The sequence below is a fragment of the Dactylosporangium sp. NPDC000521 genome (genome assembly GCF_042898305.1).
Taxonomy (GTDB): Bacteria; Actinomycetota; Actinomycetes; order Mycobacteriales; family Micromonosporaceae; genus Dactylosporangium.
In genome coordinates this window covers 486,126-512,126 of sequence record NZ_JBIAYW010000001.1, presented here as the reverse complement: position 1 = coordinate 512,126, position 26,001 = coordinate 486,126, and the positions used below count along the sequence as shown (strand labels likewise).

Sequence of the window (26,001 nt, the reverse complement as noted above, 5' to 3'; positions counted from 1 at the left end):
CGCCCAGCCACTGTGTGCCGAGCATGTTTCGTCGTGCTGCCCGACCGCGCCGATGCGCGGGCCGGCCGCGCGGCGACGAAACGATGACATCTGGAGGCGGACGGTGACCGTCGACGCGACGTTCGGGCAGCTCGTGAAGACCCGGCGGCGCGCGCTCGACCTGACCCAGCAGGACCTCGCCAGCCAGGTCGGCTACTCGGTGATCACCATCCGGAAGGTGGAGACCGACGAGCGCCGGCCGTCGCGGGAGCTGGCCGAGCGCCTCGCGAAGTGCCTGCACATCGCGCCCGACCGGCAGGGCGCGTTCATCGGGCTGGCCCGCCGCCAGGCCGGCTGGGCCGACGACCGCGACACCCCCACCAACCTGCCGACGCCGCCGACCCGCCTGATCGGCCGCGGCCACGAGCAGGCCGCGGTGCGCACCGAGCTGCTGCGGCAGGACAGCCGGATGCTGACGCTCGTCGGCCCGCCCGGCATCGGCAAGAGCCGGCTCAGCGTCGAGGTCGCGGCGGAGGTCCGCCCGCTGTTCCCCGACGGCGTGCACTTCGTGGCGCTCGCCCCGCTCGGCGACGAGGCGCTGCTGGTCCCGAGCATCGCCACCGCCCTCGGCGTGCGGGAGGTGCCGGGCACACCGCTGGGCACGGCGCTGCTGGACCACCTGCGGACCCGGCGGCTGCTGCTCCTGCTCGACGACTGCGAGCACCTGCCCGGCGCGGCGAGGCTGGTCGCGGAGATGCTGTCGGCCGGCCCGCAGCTGCGGGTGCTGGCGACCAGCCGGGCGCCGCTGCACCTGCGGGGTGAGCGGCTGTTTCCCGTGCCACCGCTGCGGCTGGCGGACGACGGGCCGGCGCTGACCGCGGAGCGCGCCGCCCGCGCCGCCGCCGTCGAGCTGTTCGTCGAACGCGCCCACGCCGTCGACCCGCACTTCGCCCTCACCGACGCCAACGCCGCCGACGTCGCCGCGATCTGCGCCGGCGTCGACGGGCTGCCCCTCGCGATCGAGCTGGTCGCGGCGCGGATCACGCTGCTGAGCCCACCGGCGATCCTGGCCCGCCTCGCCGACCGGCTCGCCCTGCTCACCGACGGGCCGCGGGACCTGCCGGAGCGGCAGCAGACGCTGCGGCGGACCATCGACTGGAGCTACGACCTGCTCGACCCGGCGGAGCAGCGGCTCTTCGCGCGGCTGGCGGTCTTCACCGGCGGCTGCACCGTCGCCAGCGCCGAGCAGGTCGCCGGGCTCGACGGGGAGCGGCCCGGGACGATCCTGCACGGGCTGACCGGCCTCGCCGACAAGAACCTCGTGCGGCAGGAGGTCCGCGGCGACGGCGAGCGCTACGCCGTCTTCTTCGACATGATCCGCGAGTACGCCCTGGAGCGACTCGTCGCGTCCGGCGAGGAGGACCGGATCCGCGCCGCGCACGCCCGCTACTTCCTCGACCTGGCCGAGATCGCGCACGGGCAGCTCGGCGGCGCCGCGCAGGAGCAGTGGCTGAGCCGTCTCGACGCCGAGCACAACAACCTGCGCGCCGCCCTGGAGTGGCACGTGCAGAGCGACGACGCCGAGGGCGGGCTGCGGCTCGTGGCGGCCCTGTGGAAGTTCTGGCACATCCGCTCGCACCACACGGAGGCGGGCCGGTGGACGACCCTCGCGCTGCACCTGACCGGCGAGCACGACCCGGCGGTGCGGGCGCGCGTGCTGTACGGCGCCGGCTGGATCGCGGTCGACCGCGGCGATCACCTCCTGGCCCGCGCCTGCTTCGGCGAGAGCCTCAACCTGTGCCGGCGGCTCGCCGACCCGCGCGGGATCGCGGAGGCGCTGCACGGCGTCGGCGTGATGCTGCAGGCGTCCGGCTCCGGCCGGCAGGCGCTCACCCTGTTCGAGGAGAGTCTGGAGCTGTACCGCGGGCTCGGCGACGACGAGGGCATCGCCTGGTCGCTGGACCATCTGGGTGAGGGCCGGCTCGCGCTCGACGACCCGGCCGGCGCCGAGGCGCTGTTCGAGGCGGCACACACCATCTTCGGCCGCCTCGGCCACGCGTGGGGCGCCGTGATCACCCTCGACCACCTCGGCCTCGCCGGCCTGGTCCAGGGCGACCACGCGGCGGCCGAGGAGCGCTTCGCGCGGGCGCTGGAGCTGTTCGGCGAGCTCGGCAGCACGTGGGGCGTGGCGACCGCGGTCGCCCACCTCGGCCGGGCCGCGCTCGCCACCGGCAACCTCGAACGTGCCAGGGAGTGCTTCGGGCGCTGCCTGGCGCTGAACCGTGCGGAGGCCGACCGTGACGGGGTCGTGCGCTCGCTCGCCGGACTGGCGGGCGTGGCGGTCGCGGAACACGACCTGGTGCGCGCGGCCGGCCTCTTCGGCGCGATCTCCGCGGTGTCACGCGTGCTCATGGACCCGGTGGAGCGGGCCTGCCAGGCGCGTGACCTCGCCGTGGTCCGGCGGCACCTGGGCGACGAACCGGTCGCCCGGGCGTGGGCCCGGGGCGCGGCGGGCGGACTGGACGCGCAGCACGAACCGGTGGGCGCCGGCTGACCCCAGCCGGTGCCCACCGCCTTCATCTGCCCTCGGTACGCTCGCGCGGTGACCACGACGTTGAGCGAGAACGCCCGAGGCCTCATCGACGGCCAGAACCCAGCGATCCTGGCGACCATCAACCCGGACGGCAGCCCGCAGACCTCGGTCGTCTGGGTCACCCGGGACGGCGACGACCTGCTGATCTCGACGCAGGCCGGCCGCCGCAAGGACAAGAACCTCCGGCGCGACCCTCGTGCGAGCCTGACAGTCCTCGACCGCAACGACTCGTTGCGCTACATCGAGGTCCGCGGCCACGCCACCGTGACGGACGATCTCAACCGGTCAGTCGCGGCCCGCCTCGCCGAGGAGTACGAGGGACCCGGCGCGGGCGAGGCGTACCGCCAACTGCCACCAGACATCGTGCGGGTCGTAATCCGCCTGACCCCCGACCGGGTGCTCGGCTACTGCGCCGAGTAGCCACGCGTCACACGGATCGGGCCAGAGCCCGATGGGACGGTGCGGCACGGCAAGCTCGGCTCGAGCCGATAGACGGGCACGTGTCCAGCTCAGGGAGAGGGTTTGCACCTCCGGCGGGCCACGGCACGCCAACGGCCTCATGCACCTTCGAGCCACCCGTGCGTGCCCGACCGCCGGCTCTCTCTACGCTGCGACGCGGCGTGCCTCTGTCGCGTTGGGCTGATCGCGGTGGCACACTGCCGTCGTGGAACCGCTACCGGTCAGGCGAGGTTGGCAGGCACTGGCCGAGAGCGCCCTGCGGCGAATAGAGCTGGGTGCCGAGTACTGAAAGTGTTGGCTGGAGAAGGCGGCAGCAGATCGAGCACCAGGTGTCGATCGACCCGGGACGGCCGACCCGGGCCAGCACGTCGGGCAGGTGCTGTTCCGCGCGCGCGAAGCACCGTAGCGTTCAAGAGTCCTGGCCCACGGGCCAGCCCGTGAGTGTCAGGTGAAACGCTGACTCGCCGTCGAACCACCAATGATCGGCAGGCCCCGTGGCTTCCGGGATCGGCGGGATGCCGGATAGGCCGATGTCGGGGAGCACTCCGGTGTCGCTCACGTACTCGAAGCTGACGTGCGGCCAACCCGAGACCTCCGTCAACAGCGCATGCTTCTCCAGCCGCTGCTGCACGGTGCGGTCGATCACCCGATCGGGCCATTCCCCGGGCCCCATGATGGTCCGGCCGTCGAGCAGGACCGCAAGCATCCAGGTCCAGGAGCCGTCGATCAGGCCGGCATCGACCACCCGAACTCGGCATTCCAGGAGAAGTACGCCTCGCCGTCGAGGCCGTACTCCATGTGGTTCCCGCCCCGCTTCAGCCGATACGCGAGTCCTCCGTAACGCTCCTCGAACGCGATGGCGGCCGCGATCGGCTCATCCGGCACGACAGGAAGCGGACCGTCTGGCCCGTCGGCGGTCGTCGACGAGCGGATCTGCCGCACCGAGGTCATCGCCCAACGCTCACCGCGAGCCGCCAGAAACTCCGCGACTCTGACCGAGTTCGACGGGTCATCCAGGGCGTGCATCCGTGAACCATACGATGCGCCCACCGGCGAGGCAGACGAAGACCTGTCCGGCCGGCTCGTCTGGCACCCCTCGACGAGTCCGTCGTCGTCTTCACCCGCCCATGCGCCGTCGAAGCGATGTCCTGGGTGCCGGAACGTACGCCGCTCCGCCGCATCGCCCAACGGTTCCCGTGACCAGCGTGACGGTTGCCGGCGAGCCGGCGCGCCTGACCCGCGTCATGCGCGCACGTGCGCCGCGGCTCCGTCACACTGTCGGGTGGTGCTTGAAGTCGGTCATCGACGCGCCGGTCATCTTCTCGTACAGCAGGACCTCGCTGACGCCCACCCATCGCCCGTCGGCGAGGCTCCGGCACGACGGCCACATGATCGATCGAAGTCGCGAATGCTCGACCACGCGCAGGGATGCGCTCGACTCGAGCTCAACCCCTGCGTCGTCGCACCAGACGACGACAGCGGACCAGAACCGGTCCACCGTTTCCCAAGCAGCCACCGTCCGACGCCCCCGCAACGGCAACAGCTCCTCCGTGGTGAGGAAGCCCTCGGTGCCGTGCGACGTCGCGTTCTGCAGCTCCTCAAGGAACTTGAGCACGACACGCGGCACATAGTCCTCCTCAACGATCAGGTCCTCGACCACGGCGAACGTCGCCGCGACCCGCCCACTGCCGCGCCGCGCCACCTCCATGACAACGTCCGGCACGGGGATCTCACCGCCTGCGGTCGGCAGCCCGGCGGCTGCCATGAGCCGCATGACGGGAGTCCGCGGACGCCGCTTGAAGAGTCCCACTGCACCACCTCGATCCTGGCAGCGCCACACCGGCCGCGCTGCGGTCGCATGATCATGCCAGAGAGGTCCGTAGGAGTGGGTGCTGTTGAACAGCGGCAACGGCACCTACCTGCCGTACAACCGGATCATCTGCCTGGGATGTCGGTCATGGCGGCGATTGCGGCCGGTATGCCGTACGCCTCGATGAGCTGAGCGAGTCGTACGGCATGTTCGCTCGACGCCGCGCCGGAACGGCATCGCAGCGTTACCAGTGTCTCCGTGTCGCTACGGAGGCGTTTCGCAGCCGGCGGAACTGCGGACGGCGGGAGTCACACGAGCGGGCAGGAACGCGGCCACACATCAAGTGGTCTCCCGCTGGTCCAGCCACTTGAGCATCGCCTGGGTTGCTTCTTCCGGCTTTTCCTGCTGGATCCAGTGGCCGCAGTCGAGATTGACCACTTCCACGTCCGGCACGAATTCGGTCAGTCGTTCCGACCTCGCGAGGCTCCCGGGGAGGCTCGTTCTTGCGGAACATGTTGCGGAGGAACCGGGACGTGTTCTCCTCCAGCACGGCGTCCGCGACGCCTGGCTGCCAATTGACGTGGACGAACCGCGATGACCGGCGCGACAGGAGTGAGGCCTGTTCTGACGCACGCGCTCGTGGGCGACTCTGTCGTCGCAGCCTGGGGAGGTCGCATGGCGATCGGCCGTGATCAGCGCCGTCGGGATCGGCGACCTCGGATCATGAGACAATTCGATCCGCAGGAGGTCGAGACAGCGCTGGATCTGCTGGAATTGACCGACATGGCGTGGCACGACTGCTACGGCCCGCGCGAGCTCGAGATACCTGAGCGCGTGCTCGACGACGTGCTGCTGCTGGCACACGGCAATCTTGCGGAGCTCATTCGCTTCGCCCGGGAAGCGGTCATGGACTTTCGCGACGTCAGGATCGACGCCGACGCCGAGCGGGCACAGCAGACGTAGCAGGCGACCTCGCATCGGCTGCTGCCGTGCCAGCCGGGCCATGCCGTCGATGGCGAAGGGGCGCCCCTGGATCAGATGGGCGCCCCTGGCCGGTCAGGTCACTTGTAAGTGATGTCGCTCTTGTTCACCTTGCAGTTGGCGTCGTTCCAGCCCTCGCCGAGGTAGGTCGGCTCGGAGCCCTTGCTGACGCCCTTGTACTTGCCGCACACCGTGGTGCTGGAGCCGTTGTAGACCGTGACCCGCGTGATCGTCGCGGTGTCGCCCCAGTTGGAGTTGATGCCGGCGACCATGTCCACGTCGTCGACGATCACGTTGTCGATCCGCACGTGCCGCTGGTACGAGCTGGAGCAGTTCCCGCACGCCCGGTACAGCTTGCCGGTGCCCTTGAGGTAGAAGCCGCTGATGCTCACGGTGCCGTTGCCGTTGTGCTGGAACGTCTTGTCGGAGCCCGACCGGGCGCCGCCGCCGATCACGTACGAGGTGCCGCCGCCGGTGCCCTTGAACGTGGCGGCGTCCTCACCGATGTCGTTCCACCACACGTTCCTGAGCGTGCAGGTGCCCTCGCAGTGCACACCGTCACCGGCGGGCGAGCCCAGGATTACGTTCTGCAGGGTGCCACCGTTGGCGATCTTGAACATCGGGTCCTGGCTCTCCGACTGGCCACCGTCACCGATGCAGCAGTAGGTCTTCATGCCGCCGTCGAACGTGCCGGAGACGTTGACCGTGCCGGAGATCTTCACGTTGCCCTGCGACGCCGGCCACGACGTGGTCGGGTTGCCGCCACCGCCACCGGTCGAGGTGGGCGTCGGGTTGCCGGTGGGGTTGGACGTCGGGTTCGAGCCGCCGCCGGCGTACGTCTCGAACTCGGCGATCCGCGGCGCGCCGGACGCGCTGGTGATCTCGAAGGTGATCTTCTTCAGCGAGACCGAGGAGAAGTTGATGGTGCTCGGGCTGCCGCTGCCGCTGGCCAGGACGGCACTCGTGTCGTGGTTGAGGACCCGCCAGGCGCCGATGGACCCGCCGCCCGAGGCCTGCCGGATGACCGCCGAGGCCACCGTCGTCGCGCTGCCCCACTTGATCGAGATCGAGCCGGTCGAGCCGTCCGGCGCCCAGTAGGTGCTGGTGTTGCCGTCTTTGACATTGCCGTAGCTGGTGCCGCTGGCCTTGCTGGAGCCGTCGGCGCCGGCGCCGAGGCTCAGGTTGTCGGCTGCCGCGGCCTGGGGCATCTGCAGCGTCAGCGTGACACCGGCGGCTGCGACCGCGGCGGCTCCCGCAGCTAGCCACCGTACGGCGACTGGTCGTCTCATCCGTGTCTCACTTTCCGGGAGTGGATCGCCCCCCGCCAGGGCGGGAAAGCGCTTTCCTGGGAACGTAGAGACGAGTCGATGCCGAGGCAATCGGGTGTCCGGTATCACCCGTTTATCGGCGTCACGAACCGTGAAAATTGCAGGGTCCGGCCCCGGTCGACGCACCGGCAAGCGGGCCCGTACCTCCCCACGAGGTACGGACCCGTACTTGAAGGGCGTTACGGGCCGGTGCAGAAGCCGACGTCAGACGTGGTCTGGCCGGGCTGGAGGATCTTGTTCCACGGGTTCGCCGGGTCGGCGTGGGCGTTGACCGCGTTCGCGCCCTGCTGGGTCAGGACCATGTTCCAGGTCTGGCTGATGTGCTGGCCGGCCGGGATCGCGAAGTTCGCGAACCACTCCTTCGCCACACCGGTGGTGTTGGTGACGTACACGTCGGCGCAGTAGCCGCCCTGGCTGATCGGGCGCACGCCGGGCGGGCGGACGACGACGGTGGCGGGCAGCGTGGACTGCTCACCGCAGTACATCGTCAGGTCCAGGTTCGTCACCGGCGGCAGGTTCGCCGAGACCTGCTTGGCGGGGGATTCCACGAACGTCTGCGAGCTGCCGGGCGCCGTGCAGCCGGCCTTCGTCACCCGCACCTTGTACCAGCCGGGTGAGACGTCCCACCGGTAGAAGCCGTAGCCGTTGGTGAGCGACGGGTTCGCCCGGTTGCGCGGCGACATGATCGTGGTGCTGCCGTTGGGGACCGCGGTGTACGTGCCGGTCTGCGTCGCCGAGCGGTACAGCGTCACCGTCGCCCCGCTGATCGGCGCCCCCGCCGTGTCGGACACCTTCCCGCTCGGGTCGATGAAGAGGTTGCCGGTGCTGGTGAACGTGACGCCGTTGCACACGATCGTGATGATGACCTGCGCCTCGTCGTGCAGCACGTACCCGGCGGCGGGGTTGCGCAGCGGGCCGACCCCGGTCGCCGCGTAGTTGCCGGACCCGACGTGGGTCAGGGTGCCGTTGAGCCGGAACCCTTCCGTCGGCGGGGTCGTGTTGTAGTTGCGCCCGACGATCGTCCACGTGGCGCTCGTGGCCGGGGTGCAGCCGGTCGCGTTGATGGTGAACACGTCGTCCCAGTGCACGAGCGGCGTGCCGTCGGGCGTCGCCCGGCCGCCGGTGTTGATGCCGCCGCTGACGGCGACCGGGTTCACGCTGAACCTGGTGGTGGACAGGGTCGAGGTCTGCGGCAGGTTCCAGATCTCGAAGCCGGCCTGCACCGAGGTGACCCACCACTTCGGCTCGAGGCAGATCGTCCGCTCGGGGGTGATCGGCGAGCCGGGGTCCGTGGAGCAGTAGATGCCCATGTCGTCGAGGCTCGCGGCGTACTTCGTGAAGATGTGGCTGTCGAAGCCGCCGTTGGCCGGGACGGTGCCGGGCACGGCCGGGTCACCGACCAGCCCCGTACCCTTCGTACGGGCGACGAACGAGATGACGTTCCACCGCACGCCGTTGTCGAAGCTGCGGACGCGGCCGCCCCACACGTCGAACGTAGTGTCGGTCGCGACGCCGTTCACCGTGGTGCGGATGCCGGGGATCTTCACGTCGACGACGAGCGGCATGCCGGCCGGCTGGATCTTGCCGGCGTGGGCGGCGTACGCCGTCGGGTTCTGCGCATCGCCGGGCAGGGCGTTCACGTACCCCTGGTTGTTGACCCAGATCATGATCTCGGCGCCGTCGTTCTGGCCCGGGTTGTTCAGCAGCTGCGGGTTCGTCGGCAGCGTGCTGCCCTGCGTCGCGCAGGTGCTCGGCTGCGGGCGGCAGTTGGAGTCGAACCAGATGTCGTAGGAGGCGTCCCAGGCCTCGTTGCCGCCCGGGGTCGCCGGGACGGTGATGTTCCAGACCGAGTCCATCCGGGCCACGCCGGCGGTCTGCTTCGGGAACGGCGCACCGGCCGGGGTCGTGCCCGACGGCGAGCAGGTGCCCCAGTGGCAGCCGGAGATGATGCTCGGGTACGCGGCCGGCGCGTGGATCTGGTGGCTGAACTCGTTGGCGGTGCCGGTGGTGTGGTTGACGCCGTCGTTCGGCGGCTGCTGCGCCACGAACGGTGCGGTGCCGCCGGTCGTCGCGTACTGGTCGCGCACGCCGGAGTTGGGGTTGACCCACGGGTCGCCGGTGCCGGCCCAGTCGCAGTTCGGGTCGAGCGGGTCGGTCCCGTTGGTGCAGGCCGGCCCGGTGTTCGGGTCGGTGCCGAAGTAGGAGTTGGCGGTGTAGTTGGTGACCGAGAACGCTGTGCTGGCGGTGTCGTGGTTCATCGTGAACCCGCCGCTGACGGCCGGGTTCCACAGGTTCGTCGCCACCTGGTACTGCCCCTCGGGGGCGGTGACCTGGGTGCTGAGGTAGCGGGTGCCGCCGCCGTTGTACGTGGCGGCGGGGGTGAAGGTGGACGGCGCGGCGTGCGCGGCCGCGGCGGGCAGCAGGGCGGCGACCAGCCCGGCCACCGCCACGAGTGCTCGACGCTTTCCGGTTCCCACGTGCATGCGATGCCTCCGGTGTGTGGATGTGCATCCATTGGTTCAGCGGCGGCGTTCGCACCGCGAGGTGAACCGGCGATACGGACGGCGCTACGGGGCGCGATACGGCCGCGCGCTGTATCGGTTTTTGTATCGACCGCGCTCGCATCGACGGTGTTAGCGTCGGGCAGCTCCCCCGTTCTCCTGAAAGGAGTCGCCGGTCGTGCCGCTGCGTGAACCGACGTTCCTGATCCTGGCCGCGCTGGCCGGCGCGCCGCAGCACGGGTACAGCGTCCTGGAGGACGTGCGGCGCATCTCGGAGGACCGGGTCCGCCTGCAGCCCGGCACCCTGTACGGCATCCTCGACCGGCTCCGCGGCGACGGGCTCATCGAGGTGGACCACGAGGAGGTCGTCGCCTCGCGGCTGCGGCGCTACTACCGCCTCACCACGCCGGGTCTCGACCTGCTCAGCGCCGAGACCGACCGCCTGCACCGCAACGCCGCCGCGGCCGACCGCCGGCTGCGGGCCCGCCTGGCGGTGAGCGCGTGATGACCGCATTCGTGCCGTCGGAGCTGGTCCGGTTCGACTTCGCCGGCGAGGGGGCCGGCGAAGACGAGCTGTCGTGGGGGCAGCAGGAGATCTGGCTCGCGATGCAGCGGCAGCGCAGCTGGATCCCGATCGGCGGGCCGAGCACCCTGCGCCCCGGCACCACCCTCGACGACGTCGTGGACGACCTGCGGTACACGATCGGGCGGTACCAGACGATGCGCACCCGGCTGCGCTTCCCGCCCGGCGGGGCGGTGCGGCAGGAGGTGTCGTCGTCCGGCACGTTCACCATCGAGGTCTTCGACGCGCCCGACGGCGCGGACCCCGCGCAGTTCGCCGGCGCCGTCTTCGACTGGTTCCGGACCTGGGACTACGACTACGTCAAGGACTGGCCGCTGCGGGTCGGCGTCGTCCGCCACCGCGGCGCGCTCACCCACCAGGTCTCCGTCGTCACGCACCTCGTCACCGACGCGCTCGGCGGGGTCGTGATGATGGACGAGGTGACCCGGCGGGAGCCCGCCCCGGTCGCCGGCCTGCAGCCCCTCGACCAGGTGCGGCGGCAGCGTTCGCCCGCCGGCCGCCGGCAGAACGAGGCGGCACTGCGCTACTGGCGGCGGACCCTGCTGACGGTGCCCGCCCGTACCGTGCCGGAATCAGCGGACAGGTGCGAGCCGCGCTACCGCGAGGGGCTGCTGCACTCCCCCGCGCTCCGGCTGGCGCTGGGCACCCTGGCCGACCGGCACGGCGTGGACTCGGCGACCGTGCTCCTGGCGGTGTTCGCGGCCGCGACCGCCCGCGTCACCGGCGTCGACCCGGTCGTGATCCGCCCGATCGTCGGCAACCGCTTCTGGCCCGGCCTCGCCGGCGTCGTGTGCCCCGTCAACCAGGCCGGCCTGCTCGTCGTCGACGCGCTCGGCGTCGCGTTCCCTTCGCTGCTGGAGCGGGTCCGTGGCGCGGTCCTGTCGACCTACAAGTAGGCCAGCTTCGACCCGCTGCAGCTCGCCACCGTCGTCGCCGACGTGGAGCGGGAGCGCGGCACCACCATCGACCTGTCCGTGCTCTTCAACGACCGCCGCACCGGCGACCGCACCTCACCGTCCGCCGCGGTGCCCCTGCCGCAGATGGCCGCCGCGCTGGCCGCGACCCGCTTCGACTGGCCGGTCGCCCGCGACGACCCGCACGAGCCGCTCATGGTGAACATCGAGGACGCCGCTGACGCCGTCCTGGTGCGTATCGTCTTCGACACCCACCACCTCGCCCCGGCCCTCGCGGAGTCCTGGGCCCGCGCCATGCAGACCATCGCCGTCGCCGCCGCCGTGTAGTTCGCATCCCCGCTGTTCCTGTGCACGATCGTGGCTGGGGCGTGCTCTGAGCGTTGTCGATCGCTGGGATCCTGGGCGGGTGCACAGGCGGGGGCAGACGCTGGTCGTCCTGGTCGGCGGGGTGTTGCTGTCCGGGTTGCTGTGGTCGTGCACGTCCGGGACCGCCGGGCGGCGCGCGGACGAGCTCGGCGAGGTGACCGCGGTCCTGGACGCGGCGCCGGGCGCCGTCGTGGTCCACGTGGTGCGGCGCGGGGACACGACCGCGTGGCGGGTCGAGGACTCCGGCGAGGCCGTCGAGTGGATCGAGGGCGATGTCGCCGCCGGTACGCCGCAGGCACGGCAATGCCAGCAGGACCTCTGCTACCGGGTGCCGGGTGATGCGCTGCGGGTCGAGCGGAGCGCCGACGGCGGCACCACGTTCGGCACGGTGTGGGAGGTGAGCGGCGACGCGTACACCAGACTCGGCGCGAGGTATCCGCACCTGGGCGATCCGGCCCGGCACCTGTCGTCGCGGTCGCTGGTCGTGCACGCCGTGCCGGGCGGGCACGTGGTCTTCGTCGCCGACGGGCGGGACGGGCTGCTCTACCGGGACGTGCGGGGAGCGTGGCACCGGCTCGGCTCGCCCGACTCCGGCGAGGGCTGCTGCTTCTACGAGCCACCGCCGTCGCTCGCCGCGCCGTCGCTCACCGGCCTGCCGCCGCTGGTCGGCGCCGGCGTGGCCGCGGTCATCCTCGTGCTCGGCCTGGCGCCGATGGTCCGCAGGCGGGCCTGGCGGGGGCTGCCGGTCGTGGCGGCGGTCGCGGCGCTGGGCGGCCTCAACGCGGGCATCGCCGCGACGTTGCAGGGCGTCGGGATGTTCCCCGGCCTGATGTACTCGGTGCCGCTGGTCCTCGCCGTCACGGTCTGCGGCGGCATCTTCGCCCGCCGGCTCGCCACCACCGGCGGCGCGGCACTGCCCCGGGACCCCGAGCAGCCGGCAGACGGCTACGATCACCAGCCGTGACGATCGGCAGGCGAGGGCGGGCGTGGCTGCTCGCCGTGGGCGGTGTCACGCTGCTCTGCGGGCTGTCCGTCCTCGCCGTGCGGGTCGGCGACGCCAGGCAGGCCCGCGCCGCCGAGGCCGAGCTGCGCCGGTACCTGCTCCTCGGGCAGCAGGGCGAACGCGCCCAGGCCGAGGCGATGCTCTGCGGCGGGGACGACATGACCGGCCCCGTCGACCTGCCCGGCATCTACGAGGCGGGCCGGCGGATGCCGCACATCGCCTCGTTCACCGTCACCGGCTCGTCGGACTGGTCGTCGCTGCTCGACGGCCACGGCACGTGGTACAAGGTCCAGCTCACCTTCACCGACGCGCCGCCCGCCACCATCACCGTGTCCGTCGAGATCAAAGATGGCGGTCCGTGCATCGCCACCGACGTGCCGTTCTAAGCTACGGACAGTGAGCTACGACCTGTACTTCTGGCCTGCCGGCGCCACGCGGAACGCTCGCCGGCTCGCCGACCGGCTCGCGGAGGGCAGGCCGGGGCGGCTCAAGCCCGACCCGCGGGTCCTGCGGTTCCGCGCCGAGCTGCTGCGCCGGTGGCCGGAGCTGACGAGCAGGATCGAGCCATGGCACACCGACGTGGACGCGCCGCGAAGGTCCGGGCCGACCGACGAGGCCCACCGTTACGTGGTGCTGACCCTCGCGTACGGCTGGCCGCCGACCGACGCGCTGCCGGCCCTCGCCGGCGCATACGGCCTCGACTGCTACGACCCGCAGTGCGACCTGCTGGCCCCGGCCCCGCCGGCCGGCCGTGCACCGGCGGACGTGGACGGCGTCGGGTCTGTCGCGGGGTCGGTGGACGAGGACCACCTGGTGCGGCTGTTCCACGAGATCAGCCTGCTCATCGGGTACCGCTACGACGATCTCGACGCGGCGGCGCTGCACACCACGCTGGACGGCTTCGAATACCCCCTGGCGGGCACACCGCCGCTGCTGGTCCGGCTGGCGCAGCCCCCGGGCAGCCCGCTGGTCGGTGTCCGCGTCGAGGGCGCGATGGGCCTCGTCCTGAGCGCCCGCATCGAGACGCTGCTGCGGCTGGCGGAGCGCAACCCGAACCACTTGCGCCGCCCATGAAGACGGGCCCGGCCGTACGCGACGACCGGGCCCTTCTCAATGCCGGTTCAGGACAGGTCGAAGCGGTCCAGCTCCATGACCTTCGTCCAGGCCGCGACGAAGTCGGTGACGAACTTCTCGCGGGCGTCGGCGCTGGCGTAGACCTCGGCGAGGGCGCGCAGCTGCGAGTTGGAGCCGAAGATGAGGTCGACCGCGGTGGCGGTCCACTTCACCTCGTCGGTGGCCAGGTCGCGGATCTCGTAGACGTGCTCCTCCGACGACGCCTTCCACTTGGTGCCCGGGGAGAGCAGGTTGGCGAAGAAGTCGTTGGTGAGCACGCCCGGGCGGTCGGTGAGGACACCGTGCGCGGCGCCGCCGACGTTGTTGCCCAGCGCCCGCAGGCCGCCGACGAGGACGGTCATCTCGGGAGCGGTGAGGTTCAGCATGTACGCGCGGTCGACGAGCAGGATCTCCGGCTGGGTCTTCTCGCCGGGGCGCAGGTAGTTGCGGAAGCCGTCGGCGCGGGGCTCCAGGACGCGGAACGACTCGACGTCGGTCTGCTCCTGGGTGGCGTCGGTGCGGCCGGCCCGGAACGGCACGGTCACCTCGACGCCCGCGTCGCGGGCCGCCTTCTCCACGGCGGCCGAGCCGGCCAGCACGATGAGGTCGGCGAGGGAGATCTGCGCGCCGCCCGCGGCGTTGAACTCCTGCTGGATGCCCTCGAGCTTGCCGAGGACCTCGGCGAGCTGCGCCGGCTGGTTGACCTCCCAGCTGCGCTGGGGCTCCAGGCGGATGCGGGCGCCGTTGGCACCGCCGCGCTTGTCGGTGTAGCGGAAGCTCGCCGCCGACGCCCACGCGGTGGAGACCAGCTGCGCGACGCTGAGGCCCGAGTCGAGGACCTTCGCCTTGAGCGCGGCGACGTCGGCGTCGCCGACGAGCTGGCCCTCGACGGCCGGGATCGGGTCCTGCCACAGCTGCTGCTCCGGGACCCACGGGCCCAGGAAGCGGCTGACCGGCCCCATGTCGCGGTGCAGCAGCTTGTACCAGGCCTTGGCGAAGGCGAGCGCGAACTCGTCGGGGTTTTCGAGGAAGCGGCGGGAGATCTTCTCGTACGCCGGATCCACCCGCAGCGAGAGGTCGGTGGTGAGCATGGTGGGCTTGTGCTTCTTGGACGGGTCGTGCGCGTCCGGGATGATCGCCTCGGCGTCCTTGGCGACCCACTGCTTCGCGCCGCCCGGGCTGGTGGTGAGCTCCCACTCGTAGCCGAAGAGGATCTCGAAGAAGCGGTTGCTCCACTGGGTCGGCTTGTCGGTCCAGGTGACCTCGAGGCCGCTGGTGATCGTGTCGGCGCCCTTGCCGGAGCCGTGCGTGCTCAGCCAGCCGAGGCCCTGCGCCTCGATCGGGGCGCCCTCGGGCTCCGGGCCCACGTGGTCGTCGGCGACGCCGGCGCCGTGGGTCTTGCCGAACGTGTGGCCACCGGCGATGAGGGCGACGGTCTCCTCGTCGTTCATCGCCATGCGGCCGAACGTCTCACGGATGAAGTGCGCCGCGGCGAGCGGGTCGGCGTTGCCGCGCGGGCCCTCGGGGTTGACGTAGATGAGGCCCATCTCGGTCGCGCCGACGTCGGACGCCATCTCGGCCTCGCCGACGTACCGCTCGTCGCCGAGCCAGGCGTCCTCGGGTCCCCAGAAGATCTCCTCGGGCTCCCAGACGTCCTCACGGCCGAAGCCGAAGCCGAAGGTCTTGAAGCCCATCGACTCCAGGGCCACGTTGCCGGCGAGCACGAGCAGGTCGGCCCACGAGATCTTCTGGCCGTACTTGGCCTTCACCGGCCACAGCAGCCGGCGGGCCTTGTCGAGGTTGGCGTTGTCGGGCCAGCTGTTGAGCGGGGCGAAGCGCTGGCCGCCGTCGCCGGCGCCGCCGCGGCCGTCGTGGATCCGGTACGTGCCGGCGGCGTGCCAGCTCATCCGGATCATCAGGCCGCCGTAGTGCCCGAAGTCGGCCGGCCACCAGTCCTGCGACGTGGTCAGCACCTCGGTGATGTCCCGCTTGAGCGCCTCGACGTCGAGCTTCTGGAACTCCTTGGCGTAGCTGAAGTCCGGCCCGAGCGGGTTGCCCTTGGACGAGTGGGCGTGCAGCACGGAAAGGTCGAGCTGGTTGGGCCACCAGTCGCGGTTGGTGCGCGGACGGACGCCGGTCTTCGGGGTCGGCGAGTCGATCGCCGGGTTTTCGCTCTCGCTGCCGTGTGCCGTCACGGAGTCGTGCGCGACCGGGCAGCCGGCCGCGGCCTTCTGGTCCACGCCCTGCGCGCTGGCCGGGGCCTGGTCCTGGGTGTCGCTCATGTACTTCCTTCCGTCTTTCGTCCGAACGGACCGAATCATTTCGAAGCGCAGTCGGGGCAGGTGCCCCAATAGACGACTTCCGCCTCGTCGACCACATAGCCGTGGTCGTCCGAGGCGGTGAGACAAGGAACGTGGCCGGCGGCGCAGTCGACATCGGCGATCGCGCCACACGAACGGCACACGACGTGGTGGTGGTTGTCCGCCACCCGGGACTCGTAGCGGGCGGTCGTGCCGGCCGGCTCGATGCGCCGCACCAGACCGGCGTCGGTGAGCGCCCGCAGAACATCGTAGACCGCCTGGTGGGAGACCATGGGATGTTCGGCGCGCACGAGGGCGATCACGGTGTCCGTGTCGACGTGCCGGTGCTCGCGCAGCGCGGCGAGGACCGCCAGCCGCGGCTTCGTCACCCGCAACGAGGCCGCCCGCAACTGCGCCTCGAAGTCGAACGTCACACGATCAACATAGACCACTAGTCTGGAACAGTTCAAGTTTTCACCGGACGTGTTCCTGCGCTTCATCCTGCCGGATGAGCCGCCGCGCCGCCCGCTGCCGCGCCGCCCGCTGCCGCGCCGCCCGCTGCCGCGCCGCCCGCTCACCCCACGCGGATGGTGCGACCGCCCCCGGCGCGGCCGACGGGGGAACAACCGCACCGACCCACTGCCACGTCAGCCTGGAAGCCGCGCACCGGCCGGCAGCCACTCCTGGTCGAGCTCGAACACGATGTGGAAGCCGTCCTCGTGGTCGGCAGGGCCGATCGTCTCGCGAGGCCCCACCGGCATGCCGTCGACGAACTGCTGCCGGTACGCGATGCCGTCGACCCACTGGTGGACCGTCACCCCCAGGCTGAACGCCGCCGCGGTCCTGACCCCGAACAGCCGCGGCTGCCAGGGCATCGGGCCGGTGACCAGGTCCTCGGGGTCAGGCCGCGGGTCGTCGGGACCACCGGTCACCGCGAAGCGCAACGGCCCTTCGACGTCGACACGAAGACCGTCGCGCCGGATGGCGTCCAGCAGCGCGCCGAGCAGGCGAGGATCGGAACGCTCCCGGCCCAGGTACATCCGCGGGTTGCTGCGCAGGTGCCGGTCGACGGGAAGGATCACGATGCTCGCCGAGGAGTAGGTCGGCCGGCCGCGGTCGTCGAGCACTTCCGGGACGCGGACCGCGCACCAGCGGTCGCGGTCGTGCGGGAGGCCGGCAGCGGCGAACACCGCACGCCGGGCCGGGTCCCACACGTCGTCACGGGCCGTGAGCGCCCGTGCGAAACAAGCCTGCTCGGCCGATGCCGTGCCGTCTTCGACGAGGCCCGAGGGGAACGCGACGCGCAGGTACGGCCCGAACGACGCGTCCCGCAGCTCGGCGGCGGCCAGGGCGGCGTTCAGCAGCCGCTCGAACTCGTCGACCCGGTCGCAGACGGCGGTGATCAGCGCCTCGTGCGGCTCGCCGGGGTGTGGCCAGTGCGCGGGCGGCGTCCGGCAGGCGTGGTCGAAGGCGCGGGGGTGTTCGGCGGCCCGGATCAGGCGCTCGGAGACCGCATGGTCGGTCGCCAGGGCGGCCCAGGCCCGGTCCTGTGGCCGCGGGTCGCTCAGCGTGGCCACCAGGGTCGGGAGATCCATGGCGTCATGGTGCCGCACGGCACCACGGACGGACAGGTCACCCGGGCGACGTCCCGCCGCGCTCCCCGGCGACGCCGTCGTCAGCTTGCCCTGTCAGACCTGGGCGTTGTCCTGCCAGGTGCTGATGCGCCAGACGATGAACGCGGCGAGGAGCGCGGCGAGGATGCCCGCGCCGCCGGTGACGTATGCGACCTCGACCGGGGTGTGCACGTCTTTGAAGCCGTCGGCGTAGACCTTCGTCTCGGTGGACGCGAACAGGCTGATCAGCAGCAACAGCCACCAGGAGCTGACCACGCCGGTCGGGGTCCACGACCGGTCGGGGTTGCTGCGGGCGTACAGCTCCTTGACCACCTGCTGCGGGATGACGATGTTGGCGACGGGGATGAACCAGCCGGCGATCGTGAACGCCTTGGGCCACCGGACGCTGGTCTCGTCGCGCCGGTCGAAGTTGTCGCGGACCAGGTACAGCCAGACGATGAGGGCGGCGAGCACCAGCAGCCGGGCCGCGTTGAGCACGATCGACTGGGTGTCGGCGTTGGTGAAGATGCCGAGGGTGAAGCTGGACTCGGACGCGACGACCTCGCCGGTGCCGGTCGCAGGCCCGCGGGCCGAGTCGACGATGGTGTACGCGTGCGCCAGTGCGGCCACGCCGAGCGCGCCGATCACCACCCAGCCGGTCGTCGCAAGGCGGTGCGGTGCAGCGGTACCCGTCTCGATCATTCGGGCAGCATGCACCGCACCAATTGCAAGCCACCTGCAATCCACGTGCGGCGCCTGTCAGAAACGCGTCAGCTGGTGCGGCGGCGGATCCACAGGAAGCCGAGGGCGGTCAGCAGCAGGGTCAGGGCCAGGAAGGCGGACAGCTCGATCCACTGGAAGGGCCAGTACCGGGAGCCCGGCTGGTAGACGTAGGAGAAGTGCAGGTTCTGGCTCGCCGTGCACGCCTTGGCCTTCGCGAAGCTGCCGGCGGCCATGCACGGCACGGCGTCGGCCTCGAGGTACGGCGACCCGTCCGGCTTGAACAGCTTCGTCTCCTCGCTGAGCGACCACACGCCGGGCGCGCTGTACCCCGTCACGAACGCGCCCTCGGTGCCCCTGATGCCGAGGCCGTTGATGCGCTCCATGACCGCCGCGTCGACCGTCACCGTCTCGGTGACCGGCGGCATGATGTGCTGGCGGACGCCGTTGGGCACCGCCACCTGTACCAGCGCGAACACGGCCAAGGTGATCGCCATCGCCGGCAGGGTGCGCCGCACGATCATGCCGGTGACCGCGCCGAGGGTGAAGGCGAAGAGGGCGTAGCCGACGGGCACGACGTTGCGGGCGGCGAAGTTCAGCGCGGCGAAGCGGTCGCCGGTGACCTGGTCGTAGCGGCTGGCGCTCCACGTCAGCAGGAGGCTGAGCACGCCGCTGACGAGCACGGTCACGGCGCCGAGGAGGCCGAGCTTGACCGCGAGCCAGCGGGCCCGGGTGACGCTCTGGTTCCAGACCAGCTTGTCGGTCTTCTCCTCCAGCTCCCGGGCGACCAGCGGCGCGCCCCAGAAGATGCCGACGAGGGCGGGGATCGCCAGCAGCAGCATGCCGACGATGCCGATCTGTGCGGCGTACGTGTCGGTGAAGTGCTCGACCGCCGCGCTGCACGTGGCAGGGGTGCAGGCGGCGATGTCGGTGTCGTACGCGGCGCGGATGCCGAACCCGAGCACCAGCAGGTACACGGTGAGGGCGGCGAGGGCGGCCGCGGTCACCATGGCCTGCACACGGAACTGTCTCCAAGTGAGCCAGGTCACGCCGTCACCTCCGCTGCGCTGCGGCGCCGGCCTGACCCGCACCCTGCGCTCATGATGCCCAGCCCTCTGCTCCGCTCCACGCCGGTCATCGGTTCGCCGCCGCGAGCATCGGGGCGCCGTCGAAGCTCGCGGCGCGGGTGAGGTAGGCGAGGACGAGGTCCTCGAGGTCGACGCGGTCGGCGCCGTCGATCGGGGTGGCCGTGCGGACGATCATCGTGTTCTGCTCGGCGTGGATGATGTCGGCGCCGGCGGGCAGCCGGTCGAACCCGGGCGGCGCGCCGGTGAGCCGCTGGTGCTCCGCGAGCAGCTGAGCGACGTCGCCGTTGAGCTGCACGCGCGCCGAGGCGAGCACGATGAGGTGGTCGCAGACCCGCTCGAGGTCGCCGAGCAGGTGGGAGGAGAGCACGACGCTGACGCCGAGTTCGCCGACGAAGTCGAGCAGGTCCTGCAGGAACGCGCGCCGGGCGAGGGGGTCGAGCGCGGCGACGGGCTCGTCGAGGATGAGCAGGTCGGCGCGTTTCGCGGCGGCGAGGGTCAGCGCGAGCTGGGCCCGTTGCCCGCCGGAGAGCCGGCCGGCCTTCTGCCGCGGGTCCAGGTTGCGCTGCCGGATTCGGCGTTCGGCGAGCGCGGCGTCCCAGCGCGGGTTCAGGTGGGCGCCGAGCCGCAGGTGGTCGGCGACGGTGAGGTTGCCGTAGATCGGGGCGTCCTGCGCGACGAACCCGACCCGGGCCAGCTGCGTCGCGCTCGCGGCGGGCCGGTTGCCGAGCACGGCGATGCTGCCGTCGCTCGGTGCGATCAGCCCGCAGACCAGCCCGAGGAGGGTCGACTTGCCGGCGCCGTTCGGGCCGACCAGCCCGACGACGCGCCCTTCCGGGACGCTGAGGGTGCAGTCGGTGAGCGCCGTGACGTGCCCGTAGCGCTTGCCGAGTGCCTGGGTTTCGATGACCGCTGTCATCGCCGGCTCCTAGTCCTCGTTGGATCGTGGTTGGATCGTGGTTGGATCGTGTCGAGGTCAAGTTCTAGGCGCCGGGCGGTCACGGCACGGTCCGCGCGGCTGTGACCGGGCTGTGACCGCGCCGTGGCTACCCTTCTGCCGATGCGGGTGCTGGTGGTGGAGGACCAACCGGAGCTGGCCGACTCGGTGGCGCGGGTGCTGCGGCGCGAGGGCATGGCGGTCGACGTCGCCTACGACGGCGGCGCCGCGCTGGAGCGCACGTCGGTGGTCGACTACGACGTGGTGGTGCTCGACCGTGACCTGCCGGGCGTGCACGGCGACCAGGTGTGCCGCACGCTCGTCGCGCAGGGCTCCCCCGCGCGGGTGCTGATGCTGACCGCCTCGGGCACGATCGCCGAGCGGGTCGAAGGGCTGGGGCTCGGCGCCGACGACTACCTGCCGAAGCCGTTCGCCTACGCGGAGCTGGTCGCCCGGGTGCGCGCCGTCGGCCGGCGGTCACGGCCGGCGACGCCGCCCGTCCTGACCCACGGCGACCTGCGGCTCGACCCGGCGCAGCGCGTCGCGGCGCGGGCCGGCGAGCGGCTGACGTTGAGCCCGAAGGAGTTCGCGGTGCTCGAGTACCTGCTCACCTGCCGCGGCCGGGTCGTGTCGGCCGAGGAGCTCCTCGATCGCGTGTGGGACGAGGCGGCCGACCCGTTCACGACCACGGTGAAGGCGACGATGAACCGGCTGCGCGCGAAGCTCGGCGACCCGCCGCTGATCGAGACCGTGCCCCGGGCCGGGTACCGGATCTGAGATGCGCAACGGGCCGCACCGCCTCCGCTGGCGTCTCACCCTGGTCATCTGCCTGGTCGCCGTGGTGTCGGGCGCGGTGCTGCTGGTCATCATGTACAGCATCGCCCAGGGTCTCGACGGTGACGTGCGGAGCTTCCTGCCGCAGAAGGCGCCGGTGCCGCCGGCGGGCCCGGGGATGGGTCCGGTGGCCCGCCCGGACGTCGTCGGCCCGGTGCACGAGCAGGATTCGCTGCTCAAGGTGCCCGCCCTCGCCCTGGCCATCATGACGGCGCTGTCGCTGGTGTTCGGCTGGCTGATCGCCGGCCGGCTGCTGCGACCGGTGCGCACGATGGCGGAGCGGCTGCAGCACATCTCCGAGCGCAACGTCCACGAGCGCCTCGCCGTCACCGGCCCCCGCGACGAGCTCAAGGACCTCGCGGACACCGTCGACGGCCTGCTCGGCCGCCTGGAGACGTCGCTGGACGCGCACAAGCGGTTCGTCGCCAACGCCGCGCACGAGCTGCGCACCCCACTGACCGTCGAGCACGCGCTGCTGGAGGAGCCGCTCATCGACCCCGACGCCGACGTGGAGGCGTTCCGGGCCAACTTCCAGCGGCTGATGAAGATCAGCGCCGGCCGCGCGCGGCTGCTCGAGTCGCTGCTCACCCTGTCCAGCACCGAGCACGACCAGCCGCGCGACGAGCCCTTCGACCTGGCCGCGATCGCCGCGGAGGCACTCGCCGAGCGGTCCGGCGACCTCGACCGCGCCGGCCTGCGCGCGGTGCCGTCGCTCGAGCCGGCCCGCATCCACGGCGACCCGCTGCTCGTCGCGCGCCTCGTCGCGAACCTCTGCGACAACGCGATCCACTACAACGCGCCCGGCGGCCGGGTCGAGGTCGCGGTCCGGGCGCTCGTCGGCCGGGTGTGCTTCGCGATCGCCAACACCGGACCGGTCGTCCCGCCGGACCAGGTCGACCGGCTGTTCGAGCCGTTCCAGCGCATGCAGCGCACCGCCGACGACGGTCACCACGGCCTCGGCCTGTCCATCGTGCGCGCGATCGCCACCGCGCACGCCGCCACGCTGGAAGCCAGTCCGCGCCCGGGCGGCGGCCTGGTCGTCGAGGTGACCTTCCCGTCGTTCCGCACCTGACCAACCCGTCACCAACCCGTCCGGGACCGGTGCTCCGGTGGCCGTCGCGGCGTCGGTACCGACGGGCCGGGGCCGGCCTGCGCGGTGAGATCACCGGACGGGCCTCACCGGTCGAGCTGGGCGGCGAGGTCGGCGGCCCGGACCACGGCGGCCCGCGCCCACGACGCGGCCGGGCTGGTGTCGGCGTCGTCGAGACCGAAGGCGAGCAGGCCGGTGAGCTGCCGCAGGTTGCCGGCGATCGCCCGCACGTCACCCTCGGGCAGCGTGCCGAGGGCGGCGGGCAGCAGGTCGAAGTAGCGCTCGGCGGCCTGTCTCGCGGCGGCCCGCTGGGCGGTGAGCTCCGCGGCCGCGCGCTGCTGCTGCGGGTGGAACGCGATCTCGTGGTGGGTGATGGCCTCACTGGTGTAGGACGCCCCGAGGTCAGCCCGGTGGTCGCCGGGCAGGTCCGCGTAGACCGCGCGGCCCACCTGGAGGATCGCGGACATGGGTGCTGAGTCGGCGGAGCCGAAGACCCGCAGCCGGGCGACCCGGTCCAGCTCGTGGGCGACGGCGAGGCGCTGCGCGGCGTCGAGCGGCCCGCGCAGCGCCGCCGCGTAGGCGTCGGCGGCGTGCCCGGCCGCCTCCCGCTGCGCGGCCAGCTCCTCCTGCGGGTGCGGCTGGGCGGGGTGGAACGCGACCTCGTGGTGGGTCAGCGCCTGGTTGGACCAGGACCGGGCGATCTCCAGGTCGTGACCGCCGAGCCGGGCGTGCAGCTCGCGGGCGAGCGTGGCGGCGCGCACGCCCGCCGACGAGTCGGTCGAGCCGAAGGCGAGCAGCCGCGCGAGCAGGTCGAGCTGCGCCGCCAGGATCCGCAGCCGCTCCGGGGTCACGGCGGGTGACGCCGCGAGCCGGGCGACGACGTCCCACGCGTTGCCGGCGGCCGCGAGCTGCGCGGGGATGTCCGTGGGGTGGGCCGCCTGGGCGCGGGTCACCCAGAGCGCCGCCGTCGCGTAGGCGGCCATCTCCACCTGCGCGAGCTCGGCCTCGGCGGCGGTCGCGTCGCGGCCTTCCGCGCGCAGTGCCGCGACGAGGGCGGCGAGGGACGCGGCGAGGACACCGACCCGGAGCGGCGTCAGGTCCGCCAGCGTCGTCCCGGACGGCTCCGCGAGGGTCCTCAGCACGCCGGAGCGCCACACCGCCGGCTCGGCGCCCGGCGTGCCCGCGTACGGGCCCGGCACCGGCAGGTCGCCCGGTCCGCCGAGGTCGTACGTCCGCAGGCCGCCGCTGGACGGTTCGATCACCCACGCGCCGGGCCACGGGCGCCACACGCCGCGGTCGGGGACGCCGTCGCCGTCGTAGTCCGCGCCGGCGGGCAGGTCCGCGCTCGTGTCGACCTGCGCGGCCCGCCAGTCGAGCCGGTCCGGATGGCCGGGCGGGCTGACGTAGGCGACGGTGTACCGCCCGCTCGCCGACGCCGTGGCGTAGGACGGCTCCCGGTCGGTGCGGACGGTGAACGGCGCGTCGACGACCGGCCGGTCGTCTTCGGTCTCCCAGGCGCCGCTGGCGTGCTCGTCGGGCTCGAACAGCCCGTCTTCGTCGAAGATCTCCAGCCGTACACCGAACGGGCGCACCGCGGCCGGGCCGGGGCCGATCGTCGCCGTCCACGGCGGACCGCCGGGGTGGACCGAGCCGCCGGTGCCGAAGACGTCGCCGGCCTCCAGCTCCGCCCAGTTGTCCTCGTCGCCGAACTGCCACCGCTGGACCCGTTCGACGACGCCCTGCCGGACCAGCCCCGAGTACACCTCGGCGCTGAACCAGCCGTCGGCGGCGCCGGAGTCACCGGACGCGACGATCTCGACCCTGTCGACGGTGACGTCGACCCGCCGCTGGCGCAGCGTCACCGGCGCGACCGTCTCCGCCCAGTAGCCGCGGGTGTCCATGACCCGCACGATCACGGTGTACGTGGCGCCGGGGCGCAGCTCGTGGCCGGGCGCCTGGACGAGGTCCTCCTGCCACGCCTGCCGCAGCTCGCCCAGCACCAGGCGGCCCGAGCAACTGTCGAACGCGTGGTACGTGTGCCCGTACGGGCGGCGCGCCGCCGGCTCGCCCTCGCCGATCTCGGCGATGAGGCAGACCGGCCGCGCGTCGTTCGTGACCTCGAGGCGGACCCGGTCCGCCGCGGGCGACGCGAGCACGGCGCCTTCCTGGATCAGGTTCCCGGGCCGGCCGGTCGCGATGACGTACGCCACCTCGGCGCGCGGCGGCGGCGTCACGTGCGGGTCGGCCGACGGGTCGGTGGTGCCCCAGACCCGCACCACGGTGCCGGCGGTCAGCAGCGGCGTGTCCAGGTGGCCGGTCCGCTCGAACGTGTCCAGGCCTTCCTCCGCCGCCGCCTCGCCCCGCGTGCGGACCGTCGACGCCCGCATCCGCGCCCGGAGGGCCTCCCCCGCGTACGACTGCCAGACACCCGGCTCCGAGGAGAGCCAGATGACCGGGCTGCCCTCGAAGCAGGTGTACCGGATCCGCCGCACCTCGCCGCGCTTGAGCGGCGACACCACGACGAAGTCCTCCTCGACGGTGAGCCGCACCCGCGGGCGGGCCGGGTCGCCGAGCGCCGGCAGCTGCTCCCAGCGGAACCCGTCGGCGATGTGCCGCTGCTGGAACAGGTCCACCCATGGCTGTCCGTCGCACCGCGCGAACAGCCACAGCGGCGCGCTGCTGTCCCCGTCGGGTGTGTCCTCGTCGCGCAGCTGCACGACCGACACCTCGTCGTAGAACCCGGTGCCGACGGTGCCCGCCTCGACCCAGTCGTTGTTCTCGTGCGCGTAGCCGGGGTTCGGCCGCCAGAAGTGCCGGATGCCGCCGGTCCGCGACGGCGCGAACAGCTCGTAGTTGCCGTGCCGGCCGAAGCCGAAGTACGGGTCGGAGCGCCCGCGGTCGCTCTGGATGATCGCGGGCCGCCCCCGCACCCCGCGGCCGATGTCCTGCGGGTACCGGTTCTCCTCGAACGTGCGCAGCGTGCCGTCGCCACGGACCGCGACGTACATCTCCCGGCCCCGGTAGTTGTCCTCGAAGTCCGTGTCGTGGGTGCCGACCGTCCCGAGCACCCAGCCGACACCGTCGAACGGTCCGGTGACGGGCTCGGTGTCGGCGCTCACCGCGTACAGCTGGACGATCTCCTCGAACGGGCCGCCGGTCCAGTCGTACACCGTGGAGTGCAGCGTCATGAGCTGGCGCTGCTGGTAGATACCACCACCCTTGCGGGGTGCGGAGACCAGGAGCAGGTTGTGCCGCGGCGAGCTGTCCCCGTCGACGGGCGCCCAGTGGGTACGGGTGAGCGTCGCGCTCGCCGCGTCGGCGAGGTCCCCGCCCAGTCCCACGCGGGCGCGGGTCCACCGGTTCGGCGGCCCGTTGTCCCGGAACCAGTGCACGGTCCGGCCCGACTCGACCGTCACCAGCTCGAAGTTGTTGTGCTCGCCGTCCTGGCTCTGGTAGTCACCCTCGTGCCAGCTGACCGAGTCGACGACTCCGGCCGACGGCGGCACGCACGGCCACGGCCCGCTCCACCGCCCAGCGGCCCGGTCGAACCAGTACAGCGCGAACCCGCCCGCCGGCCAGGGCACGATGACCTCGACCGTCCCGTACGTCGTGTGCTGCGCGAACCCCGCCGCGAACCCCACCTGTCCCATGCCGTGTCCCCCTGGTCGGAGCCTGTTCCGAGCCTGTGTCGGCTTCACTATGGGCACCTTCGGCGCGACGGCGCAGTCGCCAGTCGGCCAGCCGGTTCGTGTATCTGGCGGCGATCAGGGTGCTCCGTGCGGCGGTGCCGGC

At 72.2% G+C, this 26,001-nt stretch carries 24 protein-coding genes; 11 read left to right on the top strand and 13 right to left on the bottom strand.

Annotated features, from left to right (window positions below; genetic code table 11):
• Positions 1–103: 103 nt before the first annotated feature.
• Together ACFY3L_RS02410 and ACFY3L_RS02405 are read left to right on the top strand one after the other, a co-directional pair.
• Complete coding sequence (locus tag ACFY3L_RS02410) at positions 104–2,533, top strand: tetratricopeptide repeat protein (protein WP_389317857.1); 2,430 nt, start codon at positions 104–106, stop codon at positions 2,531–2,533.
• A gap of 48 nt (positions 2,534–2,581) precedes the next feature.
• Positions 2,582–2,992, top strand: coding sequence for a PPOX class F420-dependent oxidoreductase (locus ACFY3L_RS02405; protein WP_389317854.1), 411 nt, complete (start codon positions 2,582–2,584; stop codon positions 2,990–2,992).
• Positions 2,993–3,440: 448 nt separating this feature from the next.
• On the opposite strand, the gene ACFY3L_RS02400 is transcribed toward ACFY3L_RS02405, so the two are convergent.
• The 4 genes from ACFY3L_RS02400 to ACFY3L_RS02385 all read right to left on the bottom strand — a co-directional run bounded on the left by ACFY3L_RS02400 (position 3,441) and on the right by ACFY3L_RS02385 (position 5,294).
• Positions 3,441–3,776, bottom strand: a complete 336-nt coding sequence (locus ACFY3L_RS02400) for a hypothetical protein (protein WP_389317851.1) — start codon at positions 3,774–3,776, stop codon at positions 3,441–3,443.
• On the bottom strand, positions 3,758–4,057 hold the full coding sequence (locus ACFY3L_RS02395) for a hypothetical protein (protein WP_389317848.1): 300 nt from the start codon (positions 4,055–4,057) through the stop codon (positions 3,758–3,760). Before ACFY3L_RS02395 ends, ACFY3L_RS02400 begins: the two co-directional genes overlap by 19 nt.
• 244 nt (positions 4,058–4,301) lie before the next feature.
• A complete protein-coding gene (locus ACFY3L_RS02390; protein ID WP_389317846.1) occupies positions 4,302–4,796 on the bottom strand; it encodes a hypothetical protein in 495 nt (164 codons plus the stop codon).
• Positions 4,797–5,180: 384 nt separating this feature from the next.
• Positions 5,181–5,294, bottom strand: a complete 114-nt coding sequence (locus ACFY3L_RS02385) for an alpha/beta fold hydrolase (RefSeq protein WP_389317843.1) — start codon at positions 5,292–5,294, stop codon at positions 5,181–5,183.
• 222 nt (positions 5,295–5,516) lie between these two features.
• On the opposite strand from ACFY3L_RS02385, the gene ACFY3L_RS02380 reads away from it, so the two are divergent.
• Positions 5,517–5,804 (top strand): hypothetical protein, encoded by a 288-nt coding sequence (locus ACFY3L_RS02380; RefSeq protein WP_389317840.1) that lies wholly within the window; start codon positions 5,517–5,519, stop codon positions 5,802–5,804.
• A 98-nt stretch (positions 5,805–5,902) separates the two neighbouring features.
• Here the strand turns inward: ACFY3L_RS02380 and ACFY3L_RS02375 are convergent, their stop codons facing one another.
• A complete protein-coding gene (locus tag ACFY3L_RS02375) occupies positions 5,903–7,111 on the bottom strand; it encodes a pectate lyase (RefSeq protein WP_389317837.1) in 1,209 nt (402 codons plus the stop codon).
• 218 nt (positions 7,112–7,329) lie between these two features.
• Positions 7,330–9,600 carry a cellulose binding domain-containing protein gene (locus ACFY3L_RS02370; RefSeq protein WP_389317834.1) on the bottom strand — a complete coding sequence of 757 codons (2,271 nt, stop codon included), beginning with the start codon at positions 9,598–9,600 and terminating at the stop codon, positions 7,330–7,332.
• Between the two features lie 229 nt (positions 9,601–9,829).
• On the opposite strand from ACFY3L_RS02370, the gene ACFY3L_RS02365 reads away from it, so the two are divergent.
• The 6 genes from ACFY3L_RS02365 to ACFY3L_RS02340 all read left to right on the top strand — a co-directional run bounded on the left by ACFY3L_RS02365 (position 9,830) and on the right by ACFY3L_RS02340 (position 13,591).
• Positions 9,830–10,156 (top strand): PadR family transcriptional regulator, encoded by a 327-nt coding sequence (locus ACFY3L_RS02365; RefSeq protein ID WP_389317832.1) that lies wholly within the window; start codon positions 9,830–9,832, stop codon positions 10,154–10,156.
• Positions 10,156–11,130 (top strand): condensation domain-containing protein, encoded by a 975-nt coding sequence (locus tag ACFY3L_RS02360; protein WP_389317829.1) that lies wholly within the window; start codon positions 10,156–10,158, stop codon positions 11,128–11,130. The genes ACFY3L_RS02365 and ACFY3L_RS02360 overlap by 1 nt, the downstream gene beginning before the upstream one ends.
• 42 nt (positions 11,131–11,172) lie before the next feature.
• Positions 11,173–11,475 (top strand): hypothetical protein, encoded by a 303-nt coding sequence (locus ACFY3L_RS02355; protein WP_389317826.1) that lies wholly within the window; start codon positions 11,173–11,175, stop codon positions 11,473–11,475.
• A 79-nt stretch (positions 11,476–11,554) separates the two neighbouring features.
• Positions 11,555–12,478: a hypothetical protein gene (locus ACFY3L_RS02350; RefSeq protein WP_389317823.1), complete on the top strand. Its 924-nt coding sequence runs from the start codon at positions 11,555–11,557 to the stop codon at positions 12,476–12,478.
• Positions 12,475–12,903: a hypothetical protein gene (locus ACFY3L_RS02345; RefSeq protein ID WP_389317820.1), complete on the top strand. Its 429-nt coding sequence runs from the start codon at positions 12,475–12,477 to the stop codon at positions 12,901–12,903. Before ACFY3L_RS02350 ends, ACFY3L_RS02345 begins: the two co-directional genes overlap by 4 nt.
• 10 nt (positions 12,904–12,913) lie before the next feature.
• Positions 12,914–13,591 carry a hypothetical protein gene (locus ACFY3L_RS02340; protein ID WP_389317817.1) on the top strand — a complete coding sequence of 226 codons (678 nt, stop codon included), beginning with the start codon at positions 12,914–12,916 and terminating at the stop codon, positions 13,589–13,591.
• 47 nt (positions 13,592–13,638) lie between these two features.
• Here the strand turns inward: ACFY3L_RS02340 and katG are convergent, their stop codons facing one another.
• From katG to ACFY3L_RS02310, 6 genes are all read right to left on the bottom strand, one after another.
• Positions 13,639–15,912 (bottom strand): catalase/peroxidase HPI, encoded by a 2,274-nt coding sequence (katG, locus tag ACFY3L_RS02335; protein ID WP_389317815.1) that lies wholly within the window; start codon positions 15,910–15,912, stop codon positions 13,639–13,641.
• 35 nt (positions 15,913–15,947) lie between these two features.
• Entirely contained in the window at positions 15,948–16,364 is a 417-nt protein-coding gene (locus tag ACFY3L_RS02330; protein ID WP_389319131.1) for a Fur family transcriptional regulator, read from the bottom strand.
• Between the two features lie 213 nt (positions 16,365–16,577).
• On the bottom strand, positions 16,578–17,525 hold the full coding sequence (locus tag ACFY3L_RS02325; protein ID WP_389317812.1) for a hypothetical protein: 948 nt from the start codon (positions 17,523–17,525) through the stop codon (positions 16,578–16,580).
• 93 nt (positions 17,526–17,618) lie between these two features.
• Positions 17,619–18,245 (bottom strand): DUF4328 domain-containing protein, encoded by a 627-nt coding sequence (locus ACFY3L_RS02320; protein WP_389317809.1) that lies wholly within the window; start codon positions 18,243–18,245, stop codon positions 17,619–17,621.
• A 68-nt stretch (positions 18,246–18,313) separates the two neighbouring features.
• Entirely contained in the window at positions 18,314–19,312 is a 999-nt protein-coding gene (locus ACFY3L_RS02315) for a transmembrane transport protein (RefSeq protein ID WP_389317806.1), read from the bottom strand.
• An 85-nt stretch (positions 19,313–19,397) separates the two neighbouring features.
• Positions 19,398–20,267, bottom strand: a complete 870-nt coding sequence (locus tag ACFY3L_RS02310) for an ABC transporter ATP-binding protein (RefSeq protein WP_389317803.1) — start codon at positions 20,265–20,267, stop codon at positions 19,398–19,400.
• Positions 20,268–20,408: 141 nt separating this feature from the next.
• On the opposite strand from ACFY3L_RS02310, the gene ACFY3L_RS02305 reads away from it, so the two are divergent.
• Positions 20,409–21,062, top strand: a complete 654-nt coding sequence (locus ACFY3L_RS02305) for a response regulator transcription factor (protein WP_389317800.1) — start codon at positions 20,409–20,411, stop codon at positions 21,060–21,062.
• A 1-nt stretch (position 21,063) separates the two neighbouring features.
• Positions 21,064–22,191: a sensor histidine kinase gene (locus ACFY3L_RS02300; RefSeq protein WP_389317797.1), complete on the top strand. Its 1,128-nt coding sequence runs from the start codon at positions 21,064–21,066 to the stop codon at positions 22,189–22,191.
• A gap of 104 nt (positions 22,192–22,295) precedes the next feature.
• On the opposite strand, the gene ACFY3L_RS02295 is transcribed toward ACFY3L_RS02300, so the two are convergent.
• Complete coding sequence (locus ACFY3L_RS02295; protein ID WP_389317794.1) at positions 22,296–25,859, bottom strand: hypothetical protein; 3,564 nt, start codon at positions 25,857–25,859, stop codon at positions 22,296–22,298.
• Between the last annotated feature and the right edge of the window lie 142 nt (positions 25,860–26,001).